This window comes from Paraburkholderia sp. GAS206C (assembly GCF_050435645.1).
GTDB lineage: Bacteria > Pseudomonadota > Gammaproteobacteria > Burkholderiales > Burkholderiaceae > Paraburkholderia > Paraburkholderia phenazinium_B.
In genome coordinates, this window is the sequence record NZ_JBNDKR010000005.1 from 225559 (window position 1) to 248445 (window position 22887).

Annotated in this window: 25 protein-coding genes and 1 pseudogene; 6 read left to right on the plus strand and 20 right to left on the minus strand. The window is 61.0% G+C overall.

Annotated elements, in window-relative coordinates; translation table 11 throughout:
• Window positions 1–94: 94 nt before the first annotated feature.
• The 4 genes from P3T20_RS15750 to P3T20_RS15765 all read right to left on the minus strand — a co-directional run bounded on the left by P3T20_RS15750 (window position 95) and on the right by P3T20_RS15765 (window position 3417).
• Window positions 95–952: a substrate-binding periplasmic protein gene (locus P3T20_RS15750; RefSeq protein WP_429287280.1), complete on the minus strand. Its 858-nt coding sequence runs from the start codon at window positions 950–952 to the stop codon at window positions 95–97.
• 37 nt (window positions 953–989) lie between these two features.
• Window positions 990–1778: an amino acid ABC transporter ATP-binding protein gene (locus P3T20_RS15755; RefSeq protein ID WP_429287281.1), complete on the minus strand. Its 789-nt coding sequence runs from the start codon at window positions 1776–1778 to the stop codon at window positions 990–992.
• The gene (gene ehuD, locus P3T20_RS15760; protein ID WP_429287282.1) at window positions 1775–2500 is read right to left on the minus strand and encodes an ectoine/hydroxyectoine ABC transporter permease subunit EhuD; all 726 of its coding nucleotides are present in this window, start codon (window positions 2498–2500) and stop codon (window positions 1775–1777) included. The genes P3T20_RS15755 and ehuD overlap by 4 nt, the downstream gene beginning before the upstream one ends.
• A gap of 98 nt (window positions 2501–2598) precedes the next feature.
• Complete coding sequence (locus tag P3T20_RS15765) at window positions 2599–3417, minus strand: IclR family transcriptional regulator (protein ID WP_074267108.1); 819 nt, start codon at window positions 3415–3417, stop codon at window positions 2599–2601.
• Between the two features lie 254 nt (window positions 3418–3671).
• Here P3T20_RS15765 and P3T20_RS15770 point away from each other — a divergent pair, with 254 nt between their 5' ends.
• The 3 genes from P3T20_RS15770 (at window position 3672) to P3T20_RS15780 (ending at window position 6036) form a co-directional block, all read left to right on the plus strand.
• Window positions 3672–3929, plus strand: coding sequence for a hypothetical protein (locus P3T20_RS15770; protein ID WP_143787652.1), 258 nt, complete (start codon window positions 3672–3674; stop codon window positions 3927–3929).
• 221 nt (window positions 3930–4150) lie between these two features.
• Entirely contained in the window at window positions 4151–5224 is a 1074-nt protein-coding gene (locus P3T20_RS15775) for an asparaginase (RefSeq protein ID WP_429287283.1), read from the plus strand.
• 257 nt (window positions 5225–5481) lie between these two features.
• On the plus strand, window positions 5482–6036 hold the full coding sequence (locus tag P3T20_RS15780; RefSeq protein WP_429287284.1) for a hypothetical protein: 555 nt from the start codon (window positions 5482–5484) through the stop codon (window positions 6034–6036).
• Window positions 6037–6112: 76 nt separating this feature from the next.
• On the opposite strand, the gene P3T20_RS15785 is transcribed toward P3T20_RS15780, so the two are convergent.
• The 12 genes and pseudogenes from P3T20_RS15785 to P3T20_RS15840 form a co-directional block, all read right to left on the minus strand.
• The gene (locus P3T20_RS15785) at window positions 6113–7414 is read right to left on the minus strand and encodes a UDP-N-acetylglucosamine 1-carboxyvinyltransferase (RefSeq protein WP_429287285.1); all 1302 of its coding nucleotides are present in this window, start codon (window positions 7412–7414) and stop codon (window positions 6113–6115) included.
• A 115-nt stretch (window positions 7415–7529) separates the two neighbouring features.
• On the minus strand, window positions 7530–8576 hold the full coding sequence (locus P3T20_RS15790; RefSeq protein ID WP_429287286.1) for a phytoene/squalene synthase family protein: 1047 nt from the start codon (window positions 8574–8576) through the stop codon (window positions 7530–7532).
• 118 nt (window positions 8577–8694) lie between these two features.
• Window positions 8695–9738 carry a phosphogluconate dehydrogenase (NAD(+)-dependent, decarboxylating) gene (gnd, locus tag P3T20_RS15795; RefSeq protein ID WP_074267102.1) on the minus strand — a complete coding sequence of 348 codons (1044 nt, stop codon included), beginning with the start codon at window positions 9736–9738 and terminating at the stop codon, window positions 8695–8697.
• A gap of 377 nt (window positions 9739–10115) precedes the next feature.
• The gene (locus P3T20_RS15800; RefSeq protein WP_074267101.1) at window positions 10116–10832 is read right to left on the minus strand and encodes a dienelactone hydrolase family protein; all 717 of its coding nucleotides are present in this window, start codon (window positions 10830–10832) and stop codon (window positions 10116–10118) included.
• A gap of 93 nt (window positions 10833–10925) precedes the next feature.
• Window positions 10926–11225 (minus strand): 4Fe-4S dicluster domain-containing protein, encoded by a 300-nt coding sequence (locus tag P3T20_RS15805; protein ID WP_429287287.1) that lies wholly within the window; start codon window positions 11223–11225, stop codon window positions 10926–10928.
• Window positions 11222–11551 carry a hypothetical protein gene (locus P3T20_RS15810; RefSeq protein WP_074267099.1) on the minus strand — a complete coding sequence of 110 codons (330 nt, stop codon included), beginning with the start codon at window positions 11549–11551 and terminating at the stop codon, window positions 11222–11224. The genes P3T20_RS15805 and P3T20_RS15810 overlap by 4 nt, the downstream gene beginning before the upstream one ends.
• Window positions 11552–11562: 11 nt before the next feature.
• On the minus strand, window positions 11563–12141 hold the full coding sequence (locus P3T20_RS15815; RefSeq protein ID WP_429287288.1) for an RNA polymerase sigma factor: 579 nt from the start codon (window positions 12139–12141) through the stop codon (window positions 11563–11565).
• A gap of 132 nt (window positions 12142–12273) precedes the next feature.
• Window positions 12274–12864 (minus strand): GNAT family N-acetyltransferase, encoded by a 591-nt coding sequence (locus P3T20_RS15820; RefSeq protein WP_429287289.1) that lies wholly within the window; start codon window positions 12862–12864, stop codon window positions 12274–12276.
• Window positions 12865–13115: 251 nt separating this feature from the next.
• Complete coding sequence (locus tag P3T20_RS15825) at window positions 13116–13460, minus strand: hypothetical protein (protein ID WP_074267096.1); 345 nt, start codon at window positions 13458–13460, stop codon at window positions 13116–13118.
• A 380-nt stretch (window positions 13461–13840) separates the two neighbouring features.
• Window positions 13841–14518, minus strand: a pseudogene (locus tag P3T20_RS15830) (sensor histidine kinase); the annotation flags it as partial.
• 702 nt (window positions 14519–15220) lie between these two features.
• The gene (locus tag P3T20_RS15835) at window positions 15221–15853 is read right to left on the minus strand and encodes a response regulator (RefSeq protein ID WP_429287290.1); all 633 of its coding nucleotides are present in this window, start codon (window positions 15851–15853) and stop codon (window positions 15221–15223) included.
• 45 nt (window positions 15854–15898) lie between these two features.
• Window positions 15899–16420, minus strand: a complete 522-nt coding sequence (locus tag P3T20_RS15840) for a hypothetical protein (protein ID WP_429287291.1) — start codon at window positions 16418–16420, stop codon at window positions 15899–15901.
• 98 nt (window positions 16421–16518) lie between these two features.
• Between P3T20_RS15840 and P3T20_RS15845 the strand changes: the two genes are divergently transcribed.
• Window positions 16519–18246, plus strand: a complete 1728-nt coding sequence (locus P3T20_RS15845; protein WP_429287292.1) for a methyl-accepting chemotaxis protein — start codon at window positions 16519–16521, stop codon at window positions 18244–18246.
• A gap of 136 nt (window positions 18247–18382) precedes the next feature.
• Here P3T20_RS15845 and P3T20_RS15850 read toward each other — a convergent pair whose 3' ends face one another.
• From P3T20_RS15850 to P3T20_RS15865, 4 genes are all read right to left on the minus strand, one after another.
• On the minus strand, window positions 18383–18802 hold the full coding sequence (locus P3T20_RS15850; RefSeq protein ID WP_429287451.1) for a hypothetical protein: 420 nt from the start codon (window positions 18800–18802) through the stop codon (window positions 18383–18385).
• Window positions 18803–18812: 10 nt separating this feature from the next.
• On the minus strand, window positions 18813–19202 hold the full coding sequence (locus tag P3T20_RS15855) for a VOC family protein (RefSeq protein WP_074267093.1): 390 nt from the start codon (window positions 19200–19202) through the stop codon (window positions 18813–18815).
• A gap of 161 nt (window positions 19203–19363) precedes the next feature.
• On the minus strand, window positions 19364–19588 hold the full coding sequence (locus tag P3T20_RS15860) for a hypothetical protein (RefSeq protein ID WP_074269277.1): 225 nt from the start codon (window positions 19586–19588) through the stop codon (window positions 19364–19366).
• A 245-nt stretch (window positions 19589–19833) separates the two neighbouring features.
• The gene (locus tag P3T20_RS15865; protein WP_429287293.1) at window positions 19834–20691 is read right to left on the minus strand and encodes a LysR substrate-binding domain-containing protein; all 858 of its coding nucleotides are present in this window, start codon (window positions 20689–20691) and stop codon (window positions 19834–19836) included.
• A gap of 117 nt (window positions 20692–20808) precedes the next feature.
• On the opposite strand from P3T20_RS15865, the gene P3T20_RS15870 reads away from it, so the two are divergent.
• Window positions 20809–22014 (plus strand): 2-aminoethylphosphonate--pyruvate transaminase, encoded by a 1206-nt coding sequence (locus tag P3T20_RS15870; RefSeq protein WP_429287294.1) that lies wholly within the window; start codon window positions 20809–20811, stop codon window positions 22012–22014.
• A gap of 37 nt (window positions 22015–22051) precedes the next feature.
• Window positions 22052–22855, plus strand: a complete 804-nt coding sequence (gene phnX / locus P3T20_RS15875; RefSeq protein WP_429287295.1) for a phosphonoacetaldehyde hydrolase — start codon at window positions 22052–22054, stop codon at window positions 22853–22855.
• The last annotated feature ends 32 nt before the right edge of the window (window positions 22856–22887 follow it).

A 22887-nucleotide genomic window follows, 5' to 3' on the forward strand; every position in this document is an offset into this window, starting at 1 on the left:
GAGAGCTGGACGTTTTGCGAAGGCGTGATTGTACGTCCTGGTTCGGGACAGCCGGTTTTTTGCGGGCGGCGGCGGATTGCCGCCCCCTTGCGGTTCAGTTCTTGACCGGGAAGTACCAGAGATTGCGGTCGCTATAGCCGAACTGTCTGATGATCGTTCCCAGCGTGCCGTCTGCGCGGATTTCATCGAGCGCCCGCGAGACCGCATTGTTCAGATCCACGTCGTTCTTGCGCAGCGTGTAACGAGCGTAGCCATATTCCTTGGGACGCGGCTGGTAGTCGTGCACCATCTCCATCGCGACGGTGGGATGCGCCTCAAGGAACTGTGAGATCTTGATGCCATCTTCCATCGCCACGTCGATGCGTCCCGCCATCAGGTCAGCGAATTCCGCCTCGTTGCTTGCATACAGTTTCATTTCCTTCAGATCGGTACGCTGGCTGAGCAGTTCGTGGTTGATGCCGCCGCGCAGCGTGCCCACGGTATGGCCTGCGAAGTCGGCCCAATTGTGGATCTTCAGGGGATTGCCACGCGCGACTGCGATGCCCGAGCCGTACCAGTAGGCCGGACTCGTGAACGCAACGACGCGTAACCGCGCTTCCGTCTCATGCAGGTTATCGACGATCACATCGCCCCGCCCGGACAGCAAGGTGGGAATCAGCGCGTCGAAGGGCACGATATCCCAGTTCACCTTGGTGATCCCGAGGCGTTTGGTGATTTCGCGGAAGATGCGCACGTCCGCACCGTCGAAGCTATTGGTCTTGTTGTCCTGGAACGTCGACGGGGGGTCGGCTGCAATAACCAGGGTAATGCCATTCTCGACGGCACGCCGGTAAGAGCCGTCGCCGCCATCGAAACGCGCGCTGCTGACCGCTGCTTCATCGGCGGCCCAGACTGTGGAGACAGACAGCAACCCTGTCACGATCGATGCAAGCAGCAGCGTCGCCATTCTCATGGAAAACTCCTGAATCGTTGGTCTTAAGTTTGGAGTGCTACAGGCTGGCTGTTCCACCAAGTTGCCGGTTCCGTTCCCACAACGAACGCAGAAAATCCCGGGTGCGTGCTTGCTGAGGCGCCGCAAAGAACGCTGCAGGGTGCCCCTCTTCAACGATCCGTCCATCGGCCATGAAGACGATCCGGTCGGCTACCTCACGCGCGAATCCCATTTCATGAGTGACAACGACCATCGTCATGCCTTCGTCGGCAAGCGTGCGCATCACGCGCAAGACCTCGCCCACCAGTTCGGGATCGAGAGCGGACGTGACTTCATCGAACAACATGACTTCAGGCTGCATGGCGAGCGCACGCGCAATCGCCACGCGTTGCTGCTGGCCGCCGCTCAACTCGTGCGGATAGGCACTCGCTTTCGCGCGCAGGCCGACCTTGTCCAGCAGCGCATACGCGGATTGCGTTGCATCGGATAACGAACGACCCAGTACATGAACGGGCGCAACCGTAATATTTTCGATCACGCTCAGATGCGAGAACAGATTGAACGATTGAAACACCATGCCGACCTTGGCCCGAATCGCTTCAACCTCCCTGTCGCTATCGGCACGACGGCGGCCGTTACTGAGGCCTTGGTAAACGGGTGCTTCATCGAAATAGATCGTGCCGCTGTCGACGGTTTCCAGATGGTTGATGCAGCGGAGCATCGTCGACTTGCCCGACCCCGACGGTCCGACGACACACAGCACCTCACCCTTCGCGACGCTAAGCGATACGTCCTTCAGCGCATGGTGGTCGCCGAAGCGCTTGTTCACACCGTCAAGACGGATCATGGCGTACCCACCGTGGCATCAGGAGCGCCATGATCTATGGGCTTCGCCTTGTTACCGACATTCATGCGCCGTTCGAGCCAGCGCACCGCCAGCGCGCTGGGGTAAGAGAACGCCAGATAAATCGCGCCAATGATGGTGAACACCGTGGCGTACTGGAAATTCGTCGACGAAATGATTTGCCCCGTAAAGATCAATTCCTTGACGGTGACAATCGATACCAGCGAGGTGTCCTTGAACAGCGAAATGCCGTAGTTGCCGAGCGGCGGAATCACCACGCGGATGGCCTGAGGTAGCACGATCAGACGCAGCATCTTGCGGCGCGACATGCCGAGCGCTTTGGCGGCTTCGATCTGGCCACGCGGAACCGCAGCGATGCCGGCGCGATACACCTCGGCCAGATAAGCCGAATAGTTGATCGACAGCCCGATGACTCCGGCCACGAACGGATCGAAGCGAATACCGAACGACGGCAGAACGAAGTAGATATAGAAAAGTTGCAGCAGCGCGGGCGTTCCGCGAATCACTTCGATATAGATCGAAGCACACCACCGCAGCAGCCGCGAGCGGCCAAGTTTGGCGAGTGCGATCAGCAGTCCGAGTGGCAAGCTGATCAACGTGATGCAAACAGTCAGCGCCAGACTGGTGGCGGCGCCTTTTAGCAACGCGGGCAGGTAGTCGCCCACGCCGTGCAAGTCGAACAGGGCAAGAAATTCTGTCAGCATGAGGTTCCTTCGTGCCGAAGCCTGACGCGCGCAACCCTCCCACACCTGATTGCGGTATCGCGCTCCGGGCAATACGCTCGATGTCGTGGCCTGGTTATTTACACCGCGTAGACTTCCGGATCCACCTCGGCACCCAGCATCTTGCTTACGCGGTCTGCATGTCTGCGGATCGTCCGACCCAGCTCATGCAGATCCTCATCGCTCAAACCGCTTTTCAGCGTGGTCACGCTGATCGCGGCGACGCCCTCGCCTTCGCGATTGGTAATGGCCGCGCCGATGCACACCACACCAATGTTGTCCTCTTCGTTATCGAAGGCATAGCCGCGCTCGGCGACCAGCATCAGGTCGCTCATCAGTTCGGCGGGTGTCACGAGGGTGTATTCGGTGCGGCGCGGCATGCCGGTTTGCGCCAGCAGTTTGACCACCCTTGCCGGCGGCAGCAGGGCCATCAGCGATTTGCCAAGCGCCGAGCAATGCGGCAATTCGCGTTGCCCAAGCGCCGACGCGATCCGCAGAATGCCGGGCGCGTCGACGCGGTTGATCGCGACCGCGTAGCCCTGATCGAGGATCGCGAGGCGTGACGTCAGTCCAGTCAGTTCGGTGAGCTCACGCAGCACCGGCATGGCCAGTTGCGACACGCCGATATCTTCCGCCGCGCGATCGCCGAGATAGACGAGCGAAAGCCCCAACCGGTAGCGGCGCGAGCCCCCGAGGCGGACGTCGGTCACGAAATTGCGCATCAGGAGTGTCTGCAGCAGCGCGAACGCCGTACTCTTCGACACCCCGATCTGTTCGGCGACCCCAGCGACTGTCATACCTTCGCTGGCGGCCTTCCCCAAGGCCTCCAGGACATCGAGCGCGCGATTGACACTGCGTAGCGCGTATCGGTCCTCAGCAGTTTGAACTGCATCTGTCATTTTCTGTTTTGATTCCGTTGATGAAGCTACCCGGTAGCATCCCACATCTCATATTGACAGTCACTAAATCGGAAATTAAGATGAACTTATTGCCGAACGTGGTTCGGTAGTGCCGAACGATTAATCGGTCAGCATCTGGCGCTCCGGATTCGCGGCTCGCCTCGCCACAAAAATAGCGACAGGAGGCCGAATTCGAGAGGCGCCGCGCTCCGGGGATTTTTTGCGCGGCGTCACACAGCTCGGCGGCAAGGACCATGGGAATAGTCTCTGAAGAAGGCTTGTGCATCGACGGGCAGTCGAAAATGTCAGGCGCACACTCCGCGAAACTCGTCCACAGCGAACTCGCGCATATCAAACTCGTGCTTGGGCGCTTGTCGGCGTCCGACCTCGACCAGTCCGGGTTGCCGCGCGCTTACTGGCGCAAGCGCCTGCGCAGCGTCATGGAGAATCATCAATTGTCGCCGGCACAATTCGGCGAAATCGACCGCATTCTTGCCGGCCTGTCGGATTAGGCCATCTACATCTGCGGCAAGTCACCCCGGATTGATCGTACGATCCGCGCGCCATTATCGGGTATCCCACGAAGACTGCAACGCCACGCTGGCATTGTTACGTCCATTTGCTGACATGCTAATGACATGGCGAATTTCCGCCTCAAGCCGCGGTCCGGTTTGGTCTGCGCAATATAAAAAGTAAAATCGGCTGCATTCCGATGATCATCAGGAGCACATCAATGACTGGGCGCGTAAATGGGCCGGTTGCGGCTACGACTTACCGTGGCGACGCGATCGAAAACACGCATGTTGCACATGTGGCGGTGGTCGATGCGCGGGGCGGTCTGCTCTACGGATTTGGCGACCCTTCGCGCATGACGCTGGCGCGTTCCGCAGCCAAGCCCGCGCAGGCGTTGGCGGTACTCGAAACCGGCGCGCTCGAACGCTTCGGCTTCGAGGAGGCCGACCTCGCGCTGATGTGCGGCTCGCACAATAGCGAGGACCGGCATATTGAACGTGCACGGCAGATGATTGCGAAAGCCAATGCGAGCGAAGCCGACCTGCGCTGCGGTGGCCATCCGCCTATATCCGACGCCGTTTACCGGTCGTGGATCAAGCGCGATTTCACGCCGGGTGCGGTATGCAGCAACTGCTCCGGCAAGCACGCCGGCATGCTCGCGGGCGCGCAGGCGATCGGCGCGGACGTGCGGGACTATCACAAGGCCGATCATCCGCTGCAGCTTCGCGTGAAGCACACCGTCGCCGACGTCTGCGATCTGCCCGACGAGGCGGTCCAGTGGGCTGTCGACGGCTGCAATCTGCCCACGCCCGCTTTCCCGCTCGAGCGTCTCGCACGGCTTTACGCAAAGCTCGCCGACGCGGCGGCTCAATCGTCTGAAGCATCTGCGCGCAGCGCGGCGCTTGCGCGCATCTACCGCGCGATGACCCGGTACCCGGAAATGGTCGCGGGCGAAGGACGTTTTTGTACCGCGCTCATGCGCAGCTTCGATGGGGCGCTGGTCGGCAAGCTCGGCGCCGAGGCAAGCTACGCCATCGGCGTGCGGCCGAACGAGCAGACGGCGCGGCTTGGCGCCAAGGGCGCATTGGGAATCGCCGTCAAAGTCGAAGACGGGAATACGACTGTGCTTTACGCCGTGGTGGCACAGTTGCTGACGCAACTCGACATCGGCACAGCTGCGCAGCGCGCCCAGCTCGAATCGTTCCGTGCGCCGCCCATGCGCAATACGATGGGCGTGGAAACCGGACGTCTCGCGCTGTCGGTCGCGCTCGAACCGGTTGGCGCGAAGCAATAAGGGCTGAACGGCCAGCCGTGCCGTCCCAATGAACCCTACCCACGCGAGGGATCACCCTGCCCTAATTGAGCTTCAGAATGGCCGACAGAGCCGATATTTCGCAGCGCGTGCCTTCAGGGCACGGTGTTACGCTCGATTGAAATCTATCGCCGGTCGAGCGCGAGCCGCATAGGGGGATGGGTCCACGTCGCAACACGCCCCTTGGGGCAGTGGATCCAGACACGGATTGCAGCGAGACCGCACCAGGAGGCTCCGCGATGAAAATCACCCTATCCATCATGGGCCTGACGCTGCTCACGCTGAGCGGTGCCGCCTCGGCGTGGCAGCCGGTGGTTTATCCGATTCGCAGCCAGAGCCCCTGGCAGCAGAACGCCGACGCCGCCACGTGCTACGGCATGGCCAGCCGTCAAACCAACATCAACATCACGCGGCAAGCGCAATCTGCAATGCCGCCCAAGCTCGCGTCCGGCGCCCCCGGAATAGGCGGAGGCGGCGTGGTATCGCAACCGCCGCTGCCTGCTAGCGGAACATCCCTCGCGTCGGCCAGTGCGACAACCACAGGCGCTTCGCCGGCTACCGGCATGCCGGCCACTGCGATGCCGGCCAGCGGCGCGCCGGCCACCACGGCGCAGGCGAGCGAACCGATGCCGAAAACCGACAAGAACGGCGTCCCGCAATTAGGCGGTGCCAGCGACCCGCAAACCGCGGCGGAGGTTAAGCCGCCGCCAATGCCACCGCCCGAGCCGCCAATGACGCGCTACTGGCGCGCCTACGCCGGCTGTATGCAGGGAAAGGGTTACGCCGTGCAGTGAAATCGGCGCCGAGCCGGGCGTGACGATATGCGGCGGTGATTGTCGGCCAGTGGCCCTCAGCACAGTAGCGGCGTACTTACTCGCTGCTGGTCCACTCCACGTTTGCGCCCACCGAGCGCAGGTTTTCCACGAAGTGCGGATGCGCGCGCCGAATCGGCAACGCGTTCATGATTTCCGAGCGCCCCTCGATACTCGCCGCGACCATCAACAGTGCGATGGCGACACGAATGATGTACGGACTTTCGACCCTGGCCGGCGTCAAAGGCAGCCCACCAAACGTGATGAGGCGGTGCGGGTCTGACAGGAACACGTGTGCGCCGAACTTGGAAAGCTCGACGGACCAACCCATTGCGCCGTCATAGACCTTGTTCCAGAACATCGCACTGCCTTCGGCCTTGACGCCGAGCGCGATGAAAATGGGCAGCAGATCCACGGGCAGATAAGGCCAGGGCGCCGCTTCGACCTTGGTGAGAATGTTCTGTGTGAACGGCCGACGCACCCGCAACGGACCCTCACGGAATGCACGCGACCAGCCGTCACGATGCACTACATCGACGCCGAACTTGGCGAATGTCCGATCGATCAGCGGAAACTGCTCGGGCGCGGTATTCCTGACTACGATGTCGCCGCCGGTGATCGCGCCCAGTGCCAGAAACGTGGCAATTTCGTGGAAATCCTCGCTGAAGCGGAATTCGCCGCCGCCCAGTTTGCCGCCGCCCGAAACGCTCAGGCGCGATGTGCCGATGCCGTCAATCTCGACGCCCAGCATCGCGAGGAAACGGCAAAACTCCTGCACGTGCGGCTCGGACGCGGCATTCACGAGCGTCGACGTGCCGCTTGCCGACGCGGCACACAGCACGAAGTTCTCGGTGGTGGTGACCGACGCGTAATCCAGCCAGTGGTGATTCGCGCTCATCTGCGAGTCGGCACGCACGATCAGCGACTCGGCCGTGCGCGTCACCCGCGCGCCGAAGCGCTCGAACACCTCGACGTGCGGATCGATCTCGCGCACGCCGAGCGTACAACCCTTCACGTCATTCTCGAGACGCGCCACGCCGAAACGGGCCAGCAAGGGCGGCACGAGCATGATCGACGAACGCATCTCCTCCGGCAGCTTGTGCGTGACGGGATCGAACGTGGTGGCGTGATGATGCAGCTCGAGAACGCCGGTCTGGAAATCCATCGACACTTCGCTGCCGAGCGTGCGGAAAATCTCGAGGATCTTCTTGACGTCGGTAATCTCGGGGACGCCGATCAAACGCAAGGGCTGATTGGTCAGCAGCGTGGCACAGAGAATCGGCAGGACGGCATTTTTGTTGGCGGATGGCTCGATCTCGCCGCGGAGCGGGAGACCGCCATGAACGATCAGGTTCGACATGTTCGGCGCAGGCGTATGGAAGGGGACGTGAGGTCGATATCATGCCACCGCGCGAGCGCGCACGCTCGACCGGAAAACGTGATTTTCTGCAAAGGCCGGTTTGGCCTTGTCAGCTTTACAGGCGCGCCTCGATCCGCTCAATCAGGCTCCCAGTCCAGCGGCGCAGCGCGGTATTCGAGGCCGCTAGCGCCGTGGAATATCCGATCACCTCATACACCTTGCTGCGCTGGATCTTGGAGACCTTCGCCGGATCGAGCCACGCCTCGTTTTGAACCAGCAGGAGCAACGTCTCCAGACCGATCAGCACCGGCCACAGACACGCCAGGCGCAAGCGAATGGACAGGCGCGGGATCGCCAGCGTGTAGTCGACGGCCTCGCGGAAGTGTGCCAATGACATCCGCACGAGTTCGAATAGCAACGGTTGCGCGCGGACCGAATTGCCGGGCTCCAGCAGGTCCTGCGGCGCGAGGCCGAAGCGATCCAGCATTTCGGTGGGAAGGTAGCAGCGGCCGATCCGCAGATCCTTGCCGCAATCGCGCAGCACGTTGGTCATCTGCAGCGCTTTGCCAAACCGGACTCCGCGTGCGAGCATCGTTGCGGGCTCGGCTTTAAGCGTCCCCGGCAGGTGCGCGTATGTCATCCGGGTCCAGAACTCGCCCACGCAGCCCGCGACCAGATAGGTGTAACGATCCAGCTCCGACACATGCTCAAGCGCGACAATCTGGCCGGAACGCTCGTCCGGGAACGTGCGCAGGTCGAACTCCATGCCTTCCGTTAGCGTCGAGACAATCTCGCGTACGGCCGCGCGATCCGACTCGTTCAACTGCAACAGGATGGCGAGCGCCGGTCCGAGCGATTCGAGCAACACCTTCTCATCCGATTGCGTCTGCTGGCCCGCCACTTCGACGGACATCCGTTGCAAAAACGTGCCTTCGTCAGCCGCGCCGTTGACCTGAGCGCGCAGCGACAGCAGCAGCTCCAGACGTTGCTCCGGCGGAATCAGCGAGGTGTCCGCGATCGTATCGGCGGCGCGCGCGAGCAGATACGCGAGGCCGATTGGGTCGCGCATTCCAGCAGGCAAGATACGCAGCGTGAGGTAAAAGGAGCGAGAAACGCCCTTTAGCAGCGGACCCAGGAGATAGGTCCGGGTAGGATTCAGCATGAATGGATCAGGTCGGTTTGGGACAATTTGGGCGCTGCCGAATTGTATCCTGCAAAACGCGACCGACCCGTCGGCGCCGCCGCGCAGGCCTGCTGGCCTCGCGGCGGGCGCCGGTTTCTTACGCGATCGGCTTGCCGGTCTTGGCGGCCGCCTTTTCCATATGGCCGCCGAAATCGTGCCGCATTGCCGACAGCACACGGTTAGCGAAATCCGCCTCGCCGCGCGAGCTGAAGCGGGCGAACAGGGCCGCGCTCAGCACGGGCACCGGCACGCCTTCGTCGATCGCCGCGTTAACGGTCCAACGCCCCTCGCCCGAGTCCGACACGCGCCCAGAGTACTGTTCAAGGCCTGCGTCGCCGACCAGCGATGCAGCGGTCAGATCGAGCAACCATGAGCCGATCACGCTGCCGCGGCGCCAGACCTCCGTGATTTCCGGCAAATTCAGGTCGTACTGATAGAACTCCGGGCCGTGCAGCGGCGAGGTTTCCGCATCGATTTCCGCAGTCTTTTTGCCGGCGTTGGCGTTGTGGAGGATGTTCAAGCCCTCCGCGTAAGCCGCCATGATCCCGTATTCGATGCCGTTGTGAACCATCTTGACGAAGTGGCCGGCGCCTTGCGGCCCGCAATGCAGATAGCCCTGATCCGCCGTACCCGCGTCCTTGGGACGTCCGGGTGTCGGGACGGCCGCGCCCGGTCCCGGCGCCAGCGTCGAGAAAATCGGCGCGAGGTGTTCGACGATCGGCGTCTCGCCACCGATCATCAGGCAATAGCCGCGCTCGCGGCCGAACACGCCGCCGCTCGTTCCGACGTCCACATAGTGAAGCTTCTTGCTACCGAGTTCGTTGCCGCGGCGAATGTCGTCGTGATAGAACGAGTTGCCGCCGTCGATCACGATGTCGCCCGGCTCGAGCAAGGGCGTCAGTTTCGCCAGCGTCGAATCGACCACCGCGGCCGGCACCATCAGCCAGACGGCGCGTGGCTTCGCCAGTTGCTTGACCAGATCTTCGAGGGACGAGGCTCCCTCGATGCCGCTGCCACTCTGCTTGAGTTTCTCCACCGCCGCCGGCGCTACGTCGTAGACCACGCAGGTCTGACCACCGGCGGTCAGACGCCGCACCATGTCGGCGCCCATGCGCCCCAATCCAATCATGCCTAGCTGCATCTCTCACTCCTTACGTTGCGATACCGCGCTGGCTGCTGCCGCGGCCGTTCAAGCAGTTGTGAAGCAGAACCGCCGCTGCATGCGCTGCGTTACGAGGCAACGAAGCTCACATGCGAAAACGGGGATTCTGCGCGGTCGTACCGTAGTACGTTAGTCGTCACTTGCCGCTTTTGCAGGGAATCTTTTTCCGAACGATTCCCGGCAGAAGTCTGGCGCGCCGCAGTTCTTGCCGGGGATGCCGATGCGCCAAGAAGACGCAATGCGCCGGATTGCGGGTCAGCGCAACAGTGAGACAGGGGGAGGACGGAAGGCGTTCAATGCTGCGGCGAGCGTGCTGAAGAATGCTGCGGCTCGCCGCCGCCGAAAGTTGGACTAGCTTAAGCCTTCTGCGGCCATAGCGTGCGGCCAAAGAAAGTCAGAGCGCGGTCCCAGGCCAGTTGAGCCCAGACCGGATCGTACTGGGTCTCCGCGATACGGCCGGGTCCGACCGCCGTCTCGTTGGCGAACGCGTGGTGGGCCTGGTAATGGTACGACTCGAGATCGACTTTCGCGTTGCGCAGCTTGGCTTCGACCGCCTCGACCGCATCAGGCGGGAAAAACGCGTCTTGCGTAGCCCAGTGCGCTTGCACCGGCACCTTGATGTTGTCAGCCTGGATGTAGTCGAGCGGCGGGCAGCCGTACCACACCACCCCGGCGGACAATTCGGGAATCTGGCCGAGCGCCAGCAGCGTCAGCGCGCCGCCCATGCAAAAGCCGGTGACGGCCACACGGTCCGCGTGTTGCTTCAGGTATTCAACGGCGCCGCGAATATCCTGGGAAGCGGCGTCGCCGAAGTCGAGGCCGCTCATCAAATGGTGCGCTTCTTCCTTCTCGACCGTCATCTTGCCGCGGTAGAGATCGGGAACGAGCGCCAGATAGCCGGCTTGCGCAAGGCGGTCGGCCACGCCGCGAATCTGGTCGTTCAAGCCCCACCATTCCTGAATCACAACAATGGCGGGAGCGCCTACGGGGTTCTGCGGCTTGGCGAGATAACCTTCAACATCCTTTCCATCGGGACGGCGGAAGGTAATCATGGATCCTGGTGAATGTGTCATCGAGCGGTCCTCGGTTGGGCGAAACGCATAGCATAGCGTTTGTCGTGCGGGGATGCTGGCGGGCGGTGCAGGTTGCGAATGTCACAATTCACGTCACTTCACCCGCGCCAATGTAATAGCCCGCTCCGGGCAAGCCGTCACGCACAACCCGCAGGAACGGCATGCATCCGCATTCGGCGTATAAGCGACCTTCAGACCGTGCACCCGCAGCTTGAATTTATTCAACATACCTAACTGATTGTAATCTTCAGCGTCGATCTTACGAATCTCGAACACGTTCTCAGGGCAAACCACCGCGCAATCGCCCTTCCCTTCGCAACGCCTGAAGTCGACCACCGGCGCAATCACACCCGGTGCCTGCTTGCAGGCGGCAGCTGTCGATGTCTTGCTCACGATGGGTTGTCCTCCTGCGACTGCGCCCTGCGGTCCCGGGGCGAGAAGCCCTTGAGGAAATTCTCGCGTTCCTCCGGCGTCATGCGCTCCCAGCGGCGCCAATGTCCGCGTCCACCGCCGTGCCAGCCGCCGCGGCCGCGGAATCCGCCGAACAGGATGCGGCTCAGCACCAGCAAACCTATCGCGTGCAGAAAATCAATCGAACGGCCGCCGACGAATATCGCCGGGATCACCCAATTCCATAGCGACATTACGATCCATCCAAGCACCGCGATCGCCACCAGGGCCAGCAGTGCTTTGCCGAAGCATCTCACTTTGAATCTCATCACCTGCTCCTTTAAATTTCCAGTTCGTCATACACGGCTTGCAGGCTGGCACGCAGATGCAGCACCGCATAACGCTTGCGTGCGAGCAGCGTGTTCACGCTGACGCCGCTCTCGCCAGCCAGTTCCTTGAAGCTGCGCCCTTCGAGCTCGTGCGCGACAAAAACGTCGCGCTGATTGGCCGGCAGTTCGTCGAGCGCGGCTTGTAGCGCATCGAGCAGCACCGACCGCGCATAGGCCGCCTCCGGGCCGGCATCCTGTGACGGCAGCGCAAGGTCGAGCCGGTATTCGCTTTCGTCATCCGGCTCTGCCGCGGCTTCGACCAACGGCAGTTCCCGCCTCTTGCGAAACACGTCGATGATGCGGTTGCGCGCCACGCGGAACAGCCAGGCGCTGGCCTGTTCGATCGGCGCGGGCAGCCGGTAGGCCTGCACGAACTCATGAAAGACGTCCTGCAAGATGTCTTCCGCGTCGCTCGGATCATGCACCCGGCGCCGGATGAAATGCCCAAGCCGCGTACGCTCACGCAAAATGGTTGCAGTGAGGTCGTTGTCTCGTTCGAGCATCGGGTCCGGGGGCGGCGGCGTTTCCATACGTCTGTAGACGACTGGGGAGCGGGGATATTGTGGCGGGCAGAAAATAATGCGTTTTCTGGCGCGAGCCGGGGTTGATAAGTCCCGCAAGCCTAGGTGCCGGTCCGCTCAGGCGGCTGAGCGGTCAGCCGGTCACCCGCCGTTGGCAGAGGTCTGCGCCGGCTGGCAGCACTCGCGACGATCCGACTTGATTAGCGACAGCAGACGCACGTCGTGAAACGCGTCTTTCCAGTAGCCCCATTGCCGCATTACGCCTTCTTCGACAAACCCCAGGCTTGCCAGCAGCCCCGCTGACGCGTGATTGTCCAGGTCCGTTGTCGCCTGAATGCGGTTCATCGCGAGCTGATCGTAGGCGTAGGTGATTGCGGCATCGAGCGCTTCGCGCATCAAGCCCTGACGCCAGTACCGGCGCTCCAGTTCGAAGCCGAGACTTGCCGATCGGAACGCGAAGTTGAGCCGGAATCCGCAGGTCCCGATGACGCATCCGCCGTTCGTGGACACGATCGCCCAGCGGATGCCCGTTTGTTCAGCCGTGTCCTGCATGAGCCTCGCCACCACGTGCTCGGCCTGTTCGAAGCGGGTCAGCGGCGCCACGTCGTAGAAGCGCATCACTTCCGGATCGGACCAGATTTCAAAGATGCGCTGTGTGTCGGAAACGTCGAGCGGACGGAGCTGGAGGCGCGCCGTCGCAGGGAGGTGCAGATTGGGAAAGGGTGCGGTCATCCGCACAGGATATCAATCTGTTCCTCTTCAGTGTGACCACTCTGGAAACGGATCGGCGAACTTGCACTTGCGCGCGGTGTCGCCCCATTCGTCGAGAAAAACACGGAATCTTCGAGTCTTCAGTCGGCACACTCCACGCAAGCTTTGCGCGGGGGAGCGCCGTGCCATATCGCCTAACGCGCACGCAGAAGCTTCGAGGGGAGTGTCAATTAGACGGGAGATGAGAAAGCCATGCAGCTGGACGCTGCACGCTATTTACTTGCATACAGGTAGCGATTGACTTCGGTGAGCAGCGCCGACTGATACTGTTCCGGCAAACGGCTATCGTCGGCCAGCGACAACAGGAATTCGACCCTGTCACGGAATGACTTGTCGACTTCGTTACGCATCGTTTGGGGCAGATGACTCAGCAACGCCGCCAGCAATTCGCCGATCACCGCAATCCGTGCGCCTTGCTGGATCACCGCGTTGCCGTTGGTTTTGGACAAGGTGGCAAGCAGATCAATCAACTCGTCGTCGCCTTGCTGCCCCTGCGTGGGCTCGACCAGCCCGTTATCTCCGGGCGAAGCTGGATCGATCTCTCGTCTGTCTTGCATGCTGCTGATTCCCCATCAAGATGAAACTGTTTCTATAAAACATACGTTCACCGGCAAAATCGATTCAACTGTTACATAATCGAATCAATGATTTCGGTATTTTTTACCGCATATCCCAATTGCCTATCGGGAAGGCTGCAATGCAAAATGGCCCTACCCGGTCGATCCCATATGCCAAGCCCTCTGGCAGGCCCTGACTCCACGATCATGTTTACGACGAACCAGTACAACTCTTAAGCCAATAATATGCAATATGGCGAATTTTACGAGTTAAATTGGGAAATCCTCATATAAGCGGAAATATGATTCGGGATATCCTTACTGCAAATCAGGAAATGCCTACTTCGATTTAACAATATGCGTATTTGATATTCTGCCGGTCACGTGAGCCTTCCAACGTGGAGTGGAACGTTCACCGACACCGTGGTGCCCGCACCCGGCGCGCTGTCGATCCGCAATGAAGCCCCAATCAGACGGGCACGTTCGCTCATGCTCAAAAGTCCATACGAATAGCCGTTGCGCGCCGTCTCCGGCTCGAATCCGCAGCCGTCATCGTTGACGTGCAGATCGAAGCCACGTTCGGTGCGCGTGAGCGTGACATGGACGTGCGAAGCCCGGGCATGGCGGCCCACGTTAGTGAGCGATTCCTGAACGACGCGAAACACTGCGGTTGCATGCGCTTCGGGAAGCACCGGCTCGCTGCCGTTCATACGAAACAGACACGGTATCGTGTTGCGCCGCGCGAAATCTTCGGCAAGCCATTCGAGTGCCGAGGCAAGACCGAAATTGAGTGCGGCAGGGCGCAAATGATTGGCGACGTTGCGCACCATCCAGATCGTCCGGTCGACGAGCACGTGCATGTCGGCCACTTTCTCAAGCAGATCCGGTGCGCTCAAACGCATCTTCAGCAACGACACGTCCATCTTTAGCGCCGTCAGCAGTTGCCCCAACTCGTCGTGGATTTCCAGGGCAATGCGTTTTCTCTCGTCTTCGCGCGTCGCTTCCATGTACGCACCGAACTCACGTAATTTCTCACGCGACTCGAGCAGTTCCTGTTGATTCGCCCTGGTACGCACGCGCTCATCCGTCTGTGCGTTCAGATCATCCTTTGCCCGAGCAAGTTGTGTGGCGAGTTGAGCTACGCGCGCCTCAAGTTCATCGCGGATCAGATGCGAGCAATACAGGTGCGTGCTCAATGCGTTGAGGGCCAACACGACACGGTCGAGTTCGTCGAGCGTCGTGGTGCGGCGGCGTGCAAGCGCGAGCGGGCGCGGGCGTGGCGCTTCGCGATAGTCTCCGCTGCGGGCCGCTCGCGCAATTACGCGCAGATGCCGCACGATAAGTCGATCCGCCGCGCAGGCCACCAGCAACGCCACCGAAAAGATGCCGGCACCCTGGATCGCGAAGAGTTTCGCCGCCGCGCGCGCGAACTCGACGCCAGTGCGGTGATCACGATACAACTGTGGCGCAGTCGAACTCACGGTCACGATGCAGCCAAACGCGAAGGCGACGACATACAGCCGCAGCGCAACGCTGCGACGCAAGCGCTCGACCAGTCGGTACTGTGGGATATCCACGAGCCGTTTCATGCCCGGCCCTTCACGGCCAGTGGAGGTGGCCCGATTGAATTCTGTTGCTTGACCATTCTTCGCGAGAAACACCGGGATATGGCGGAGGTGCCGGCTTAGGGCGCATTGCTACCCTTGAGTACCGGCTCCACGAAACGCACACCCCGTGCCGCGCGCTACGCGCGAACCCGCTTATTCAGCAGCGAGTCCGTGTCTGACCGTATAAAGAATCAATTCCGCATTGTTGGCGAGACCGAGCTTTTGCATGAGCCGCATCTTGTGCGTGCTGATGGTTTTCGCGCTCAGCGCGAGGGTCTCGGCAATCTCGTTGATGCTTGTGCCTGCGGCCAGCATCTGCAGCACCTGAAATTCGCGGTCGGACAGAACCTCATGCGGCGGCGCATCGCCCGAGTGCGTCTCGAAGATGATCGCGTCGACCAGCTTCGGGTCGATAAAACGACCACCCGCAGCCAGCTTGCGAATCGCGGCAAGCAGCACATCGGGGTCGCTGTCTTTCGTCACATAGCCCGTCGCACCGGCACGCAGAGCACGCGATACGACCTGCGCCTCGTTGTGGATGCTCAGCACCAGCACCGGCAACGCAGGTTGCTCGACGCGCACCCGCCGGATCAGATCGACGCCGCTGATGCCTGGCATCGTCATGTCCAGCAGCAGCAGATCTACTTCGCAGATGCGCAGCTTGTCGACCACTTCAGAGCCTTGCGCCGCTTCTCCGGTCACGACGATATCGTCGGTGGTAGCGATAATCTGTTTCAATCCCCCGCGCACAATCGCGTGGTCATCCGCAATCAATATTTTTATCATCAATTTGATCCGCCAGCCGGCGGAATATGTCCGGTCAGCTTGACCTTAACCCGAGATTGCGTGCACGAGTTCCCTGTTAGCCAATGGCAGGCTGCGATCCGGCAATGGGGCGTCCTGCAGAATTTCGTCTGTCCAGTCTGCCAGTTCGAACAGCGCCTGCTCAGTCTCGGCGTCGATCGTTTCAAGGTGCGTCCTGCGCAATTCCGATAGCGTCTTGTGGAGACGCCGGACTGTCGCAGGCCGGCTATCCATGAGCGGCCAGCAGTGCAGCAGATAAGTCAGCGCGGTCGTGCTTCGACGCTGGCACCAGATATCAAACAGGCGCAGGCAAATCGCGTTGATATGCTCAATCGCATTTTCACGTTCGGACAGGCGAGAAATCATGGTCGCCACCACTGATTGGTTTTCGATAACTGATACTAGGCGGTGGGCCCGACCGGCGCAGTCAGGAAGCGTGGAAATTGCGCGACGGGGACGCTGAACCGAAGGTAAGGAAATCCTTAGGCGGAAAATCCCTACAAGAATTCCAGCAACGCCTGACGCGAAAAGCCCTTTAGCTTCGATCATTTGAAACCGTATACCTGTAGAGACTTGCTGGATCAGCAGACGCCTTAATGTCGAATGAAACGCTGCGGAATTCGAAGTGATTTCTTACAGGAAATGAAGTGAACAAGTTCGTCCATACCATCAGGTTCAAGATCATCGTGTCGCTTGGCGCATGCGTCGCCGTGAATATCGCGGTCGGCTTGTCCGGCGCAAACGGACTGGCCAGATTGAACTCGAACATGAGTGATACCTTCTCCACCGCCGTGCTCCCGATCGCCCAGCTTTCGGATGTGCGCGCCGCGGAGCTGGATATCCGCGCCAAGCTTCGGCGCATGCAGGTGGCCAGGTCGCCTGAAAATGTAGCGAAAAACGCCACGAGCGTCGAGGCCGATCTGGCCATTATCGACAAGCAGTGGTCCTCATACTATCCGGCAGGCGTATCCGGCGACAAGGAACGTGCGGTTGCAGACCAGATCGCGAGTGGCCTGAAGGACTTGCAGGCGCAGACCAACGAAGCCCTTTCGGATTTCAAGGCAGGCAACTTCGATGCCGCCGGCGACGTGATCAACCGGAGCGCCGACGCGGCCGATGCGGTCGCCGGCCTGCTCAGGGATGACTCGCAGATCAACGTAGAGGAAGCGAAGCAGTACTCCGACGACGGCGAGTCGCTGTATAGAACATTGCTGTCGATCGCCATCGTCCTGGTGGGTATTGGTCTCGTCGTTGCTATTGGCGTTTCGGTCTATCTGTTGCGCGTGATCTTGCGACCTCTCCGAAAAGCGATCGACGCAGCAAACCACATCGCCGACGGGCTATTGGACAACCGCATCGAGAGTGACTCACGCGGCGAATTCGGTGAGCTTCTCGACGCGCTCGGCAAAATGGACCGGAATCTTAGCAACACCGTACGCGGAATCAAGACGTCCACCGAATCGGTCAGCGTAGCGGCGCGCGAAATAGCGAGCGGCAACACCGATCTTTCTTCGCGCACGGAAGAACAGGCGGCGTCGCTCGAAGAAACGGCGGCGAGCATGACGCAGTTGACCGAAACGGTAAAGCAGAACGCGGACAATGCACGCCAGGCGAACACCCTGGCAACCCGGGCCACGGACATGGCCGATACCGGCAACGACTCTGTGCAGACAATGGTCGGCACCATCGGCCAGATCAGCAGCAGTTCGACCAAGATCTCCGAGATTACCGGAGTGATTGAAGGCATTGCATTCCAGACCAACATCCTGGCGTTGAACGCAGCCGTCGAGGCTGCACGCGCCGGCGAACAGGGCCGGGGCTTTGCCGTAGTCGCCAGCGAAGTGCGTAGTCTGGCTCAACGCTCGGCCGCAGCAGCTAAGGAAATCAAGGAACTGATCAGCTCATCCGTCACGATGATTCAGGACGGCGCGAAGCAGGCGACCGAAGTCAGCACGACCATGGGACAGGTCAAGCAAGCGATCAAGCAGGTTTCAGACATTGTCGGCGAGATCACGGCCGCATCCGAAGAGCAAAGCCGCGGTATCGAACAGGTGAACCAGGCTGTAGGCCAGATGGACGAAGTCACCCAGCAGAATGCAGCGCTCGTCGAACAGGCGGCAGCGGCGGCCCAGTCGCTCGAAGAGCAGGCTAACAGGCTAAAGGATGCGGTCTCGGCATTCAAGCTGACCGACACCGGGACATCCGCACCGATCAGGACGATTCCGCAAACCAGGGCTCGCCCGGCGCCTTCACGCGTTGTCACCAGGCATCGGGCAACGCCCGCAAGATTGGCAGATGATCGCCCCGCTACTGCAGACAAACACCCGGACACGGCAGGCGCCGCCACGGCGGATGCGGACTGGGCGACCTTCTAAACCGTTCTCTCAGGTTCTGGTATAGCCCTCGTAAAGCGCCAGAACCTTTAGCGGCGTCGTGCGTTGCACGACGCCGCTTTTTTAACATCGATGGGGTGCCGGACGGCAGGTCCATGCGGGACCAGACGCGTCCTTGTCACCGCGCGGGCGGCTGCGGGTTGTTCGCCGGATTGGTATCGAACTTCACCACGCTCTCTATCCCGCCAAGGCCGACAAGGGCGTCGAGTTCCGCCTGCATAGGATCGGCGCGCTCCTTGCTGTAGACCTCTTCTCCATCTACGTAGAGCGTAAAGGATCGCAGATAGCGGGCCTTTTTCTCAGGCTTCTCGATGGTCTCTTTGGTCCAAAGATAGAGTGGATAATTTTCGACGCCGCGTTTTTCGGCCTCACTAACGTAGTCAGCAAACGCATCGAACTGACACTTCAACGACGCGTTGTATTTGCGCAGAACATCGCCAAGCAGTGCGTATGATTGGCTCGCGGGATCGCCGCGCAGGCTCGCCGCAAGCTCTGGGGAAACATCGATTCTTAGTTGGAACTGCCAGGCATTTTCCATGGCCGGCATTTCAAAGATCGCTCTGCGCGAAGTTCAATTCCACCCCGTTGCCCGCTGGATCCTTAAAGAACAACTGCCGCTGCCCGGTTAACGGCACATCGTCTTGCCGATATGGGATCTTCAGTTCAGTCAGATGTGCTTCGAACCCGCGCAGGTCGCGGCAGGTGAATGCGACGTGGTCGAACGTGTTGGTCACGTTGGGAGGACGTACTTCGTCCGCGTCGGCTTCGGAAAGGTGCAGCACGGCCTCGTCGCCGATATAAAGCCAGTATCCAAAGTTCTGAAACGGCGGTCGGGTGCCGGGTTGCAACCCCACCACCTCGATATAAAAATTGCGCAGGGTATCGAGTACCGCGCGGCTGGCCCGAAGGTTGTAGTGACTGAAGCCTAGAACGGACATGCTGTCTCCTCCCTGGCGAGCCGGTCGCAACCTGCACTGGCTTTGCGCCATCCAAAACGGTAGATCGGAGACGAAACTCTATCACTGTGCGGCATGACGCGATCAGGCGCCAGACCATCCGCTCGAGCGAGCGACCGGTCTGGGAACAACTCAACTCAAACTCAGGCTTGCGGAGCGGCGCTGTCCGCATCCGTGTCGGACGCCTGTTGCTCGCTGCCCTCGCCTTCTTTCTTCTCAGCGAGCGACTCCAGCGCGCCAGCGCCTTTGAAGCCGGCGACTGCTGCGATGCCTTTTGTCAGCAGACCCGCATCCGGATCGACTTTTTCAGCTGCTTCTACTGCCACGACTGCGCCTGCAATCTCACCTACCGTATCCAGAATACCCATGGCAATCACCGTATATGTTGAAGGTCGATATGAATTCGCTGATGGCAGTTCGCCGCACGCCATCCGCAACGACGATAGCATCTCAGAATGGGCAAAGCTGTAAAACATTGTCAACTTCCGGCGCTTCAGACGCGGCGTTGCCGGATCATCGCAAATCGCTAATCGCGTAGCATGCACGCCATCAAATTGAGCAGACCACGCAGTCGCATCGAGATTACATTTTCCATTCGATGTGACACGCCGCGCTACTCAAGTTCGGTCTTGAACAACGCATTCAGCAGGTTCGACGCGGGCCGCTCGGCAAGCCGTGTGAGCGACTCGATCATCTCGACCTGGCAGTCCTGCAGCGGAATCATTCTGATGCGGCGCGATTCGTTGAATTCCGCGGACGCGATCACGCCCACGCCCATGCCCTGCGCGATCGCTTCCTCTAGCGCCTCTCGGCCGTCCACGTACATCACCGGTTCGACCTGCAACGACTGTCGCACCAGTTCGATCTCAAGCAACTGCTGCGTCACCGATTGCGCTTCCCGGAAGATCACAGGCTCCTTGACGAACTCAGCGTAGGTCAGCTTGCGCTTCTTCGCGATTGGACTTGTGGCGGGCACCATCGCGACCAGTGGATCGCGCCGCAATATGCGCGATTCGAGCCGGCTGTGGACCTGCGGCGCGGCGGTAATGGCCGCGTCCACCGCGCTCGATAGCACGCGCTGCATGCACTCGGCTGCGTTCGCGATCGACAGCGTCACCACGATGCCAGGGTACTGCTTGCGAAACGCGCCGATCAGTTTGACCGCGAGGTCGGGCGCGTCCGCCACGAGCGACAACGTGCCGGAAGCCAGTCCGCCCGCGGAATCGAGCAATTGACGAGCGTCGCGCTCGCAACTCAGCATTTGCCGCGTCACACTGAAGAGGCGCCGTCCAAGCTCGGTCGGCTCGACGCCACGAGGCCCGCGATCGAACAGCTTGACCCCAAAATCCTGCTCGAGCCGCCGCACGTGATCGGAAATGGCCGGCTGCGTCAGCGACAACGCCTGCGCGGCCTTCGAAAACCCGCCGTGCTCCGCGACCGCGTGAAACGCCCGCAATTGAGCGTATTGCATCTGCGCCTCGTCCTCGACTATAAGTTTCGGTGATACACACATCGATTATATCGATTTTACCGATGAACCCGGATTCTGTACTCTGCCAAGCACTGAGATCCTCATCGGACGTCAAGCATGGACACCCCAGTCGACCATTCCGTTACTTCGTGCGCCGCCCCCGCCAAAGGGGAGCCGTATCTGTTGACGCCGGGGCCGCTTACCACGGCGCTCTCGACCAAGGAAGCGATGTTGCGCGACTGGGGATCGTGGGACAGCGATTTCCGCGCGATGACCGCGCTGCTTCGCCGCCGCCTCCTCGAAATCGCCGGCGACACCGCCGGTGACTACGATTGCGTGCCGCTGCAGGGCAGCGGGAGCTACTGCGTCGAAGCCATGCTCGGCAGCCTGGTCCCGCGTGACGGACATGCGCTGGTGCTGGCGAACGGCGCCTACGGCAAGCGCATCGCCACCACGCTTGGCTATCTGGGCCGCCGTTGCACCGTGCTCGACAAGGGTGACTATCTGCCGCCGCGCGGCAGCGAAATCGAGCGCATGCTCGACGCCGAACCAGGCATCACACACGTTGTCGCCGTGCACTGCGAGACCAGCTCGGGGATTCTCAACCCGCTCGAAGAAATCGCCGCAGCCACAGCAAAGAAAGGCCGCAAGCTGCTGATCGACTCCATGAGCGCGTTCGGCGCGGTGCCGCTCGATGTGCGGCATCTGCAGTGCGAAGCGTTCGTTTCGTCGGCAAACAAGTGCATCGAAGGCGTACCGGGCTTCGGCTTCGTGATCGCGCGCAAGAGCGCGTTGCAGGAGGCGAAGGGCCGCAGCCATTCGCTGAGCCTCGACGTGTACGACCAATGGGACGTGATGAACCGCACTGGACAGTGGCGCTTCACACCGCCCACGCACACCGTCGCGGCATTTATCGAGGCGCTCAGGCTGCACGCCATCGAAGGCGGTCAGCCTGGCCGGCTGGCACGCTACGCCCACAACCGCGATGTGCTGGTCGCCGGCATGCAGGAACTCGGCTTCGAACCGCTGCTCGACGCGCACTGGCGCTCGCCGATCATCGTGACGTTCTTTGCACCCGCGGATCCGGCGTTCCGGTTTGAGCAGTTCTACGAATTGATGAAGCAGCAAGGTTTCATCATCTACCCGGGCAAGCTGACCGTGGTGGACAGCTTCCGCGTGGGATGTATCGGCCAGGTGGATGCGGATGTCATGCGACGCGTCGTCGAAGCGAGCGCTCAGGCGTTGCGCACGATGGGCGTAGAGCACGCTGCCCCACCGGCCACCGCGCTCAAAGAACGCCACCTGCTCGCCGAACAGGTTTGAAATCGACGGCCCAGACTCTTCTCAGGATGCGACATCAATGAAACACGTAAAAGCAGTGATCTTCGATTGGGCCGGAACCGTGGTCGACTATGGTTCGCTGGCGCCGATGGGTGCGTTTGTCGAGACATTCGAACAGTTCGGCGTTTCGATCACCATCGACGAGGCGCGCGGGCCGATGGGTATGGCCAAGCGTCCGCATATCGCCGCGCTGATGGCCCTGCCGAGGGTGTCGCAGGCGTGGGCCGACAAATACGGCCGCGCGCCGACCGAGCAGGATATCGACGCCGTCTACGACGTCTTCGTGCCGAAGAACATCGCGGTAGCGGCAAGCTATAGCCAGGTGATCCCGGGCGTCGCGGAAGTCACGACGGCGCTGCGTTCTGAGGATATCCGCATCGGTACGACGACCGGCTACACGCGCGAGATCATGGCTGAGATCACGCCGGGCGCTGCTGCGCAGGGGTTTTCACCCGATAGCCTCGTTTGCACCGGCGATACCCCGGAGGGACGTCCTTCGCCGTACATGATCTATAAGACGTTGCCGCAACTCGGCGTATGGCTCGCGAAGAATGCGATCAAGGTCGACGATACGGAAGTGGGCATCGAAGAAGGCATCAACGGCGGAACGTGGGCGGTGGGCGTGGCCGTGAGCGGCAATGCGTTCGGGATGGCCGAAGCCGATGTGAAGGCGCTGGCCCCTCAGGAATTTGCCCAACGCCGCGCCGCGGCGACCCAACGCTTGAGCAATGCAGGCGCACACTATGTGGTCGACAGCGTCGCCGATCTGATGCCGGTGGTGTACGACATCGAGGCAAGGCTGGCGCGCGGGGAACGGCCTTAAGAGTTCGTGAGGACGCCTGAGGTCCATTAGGC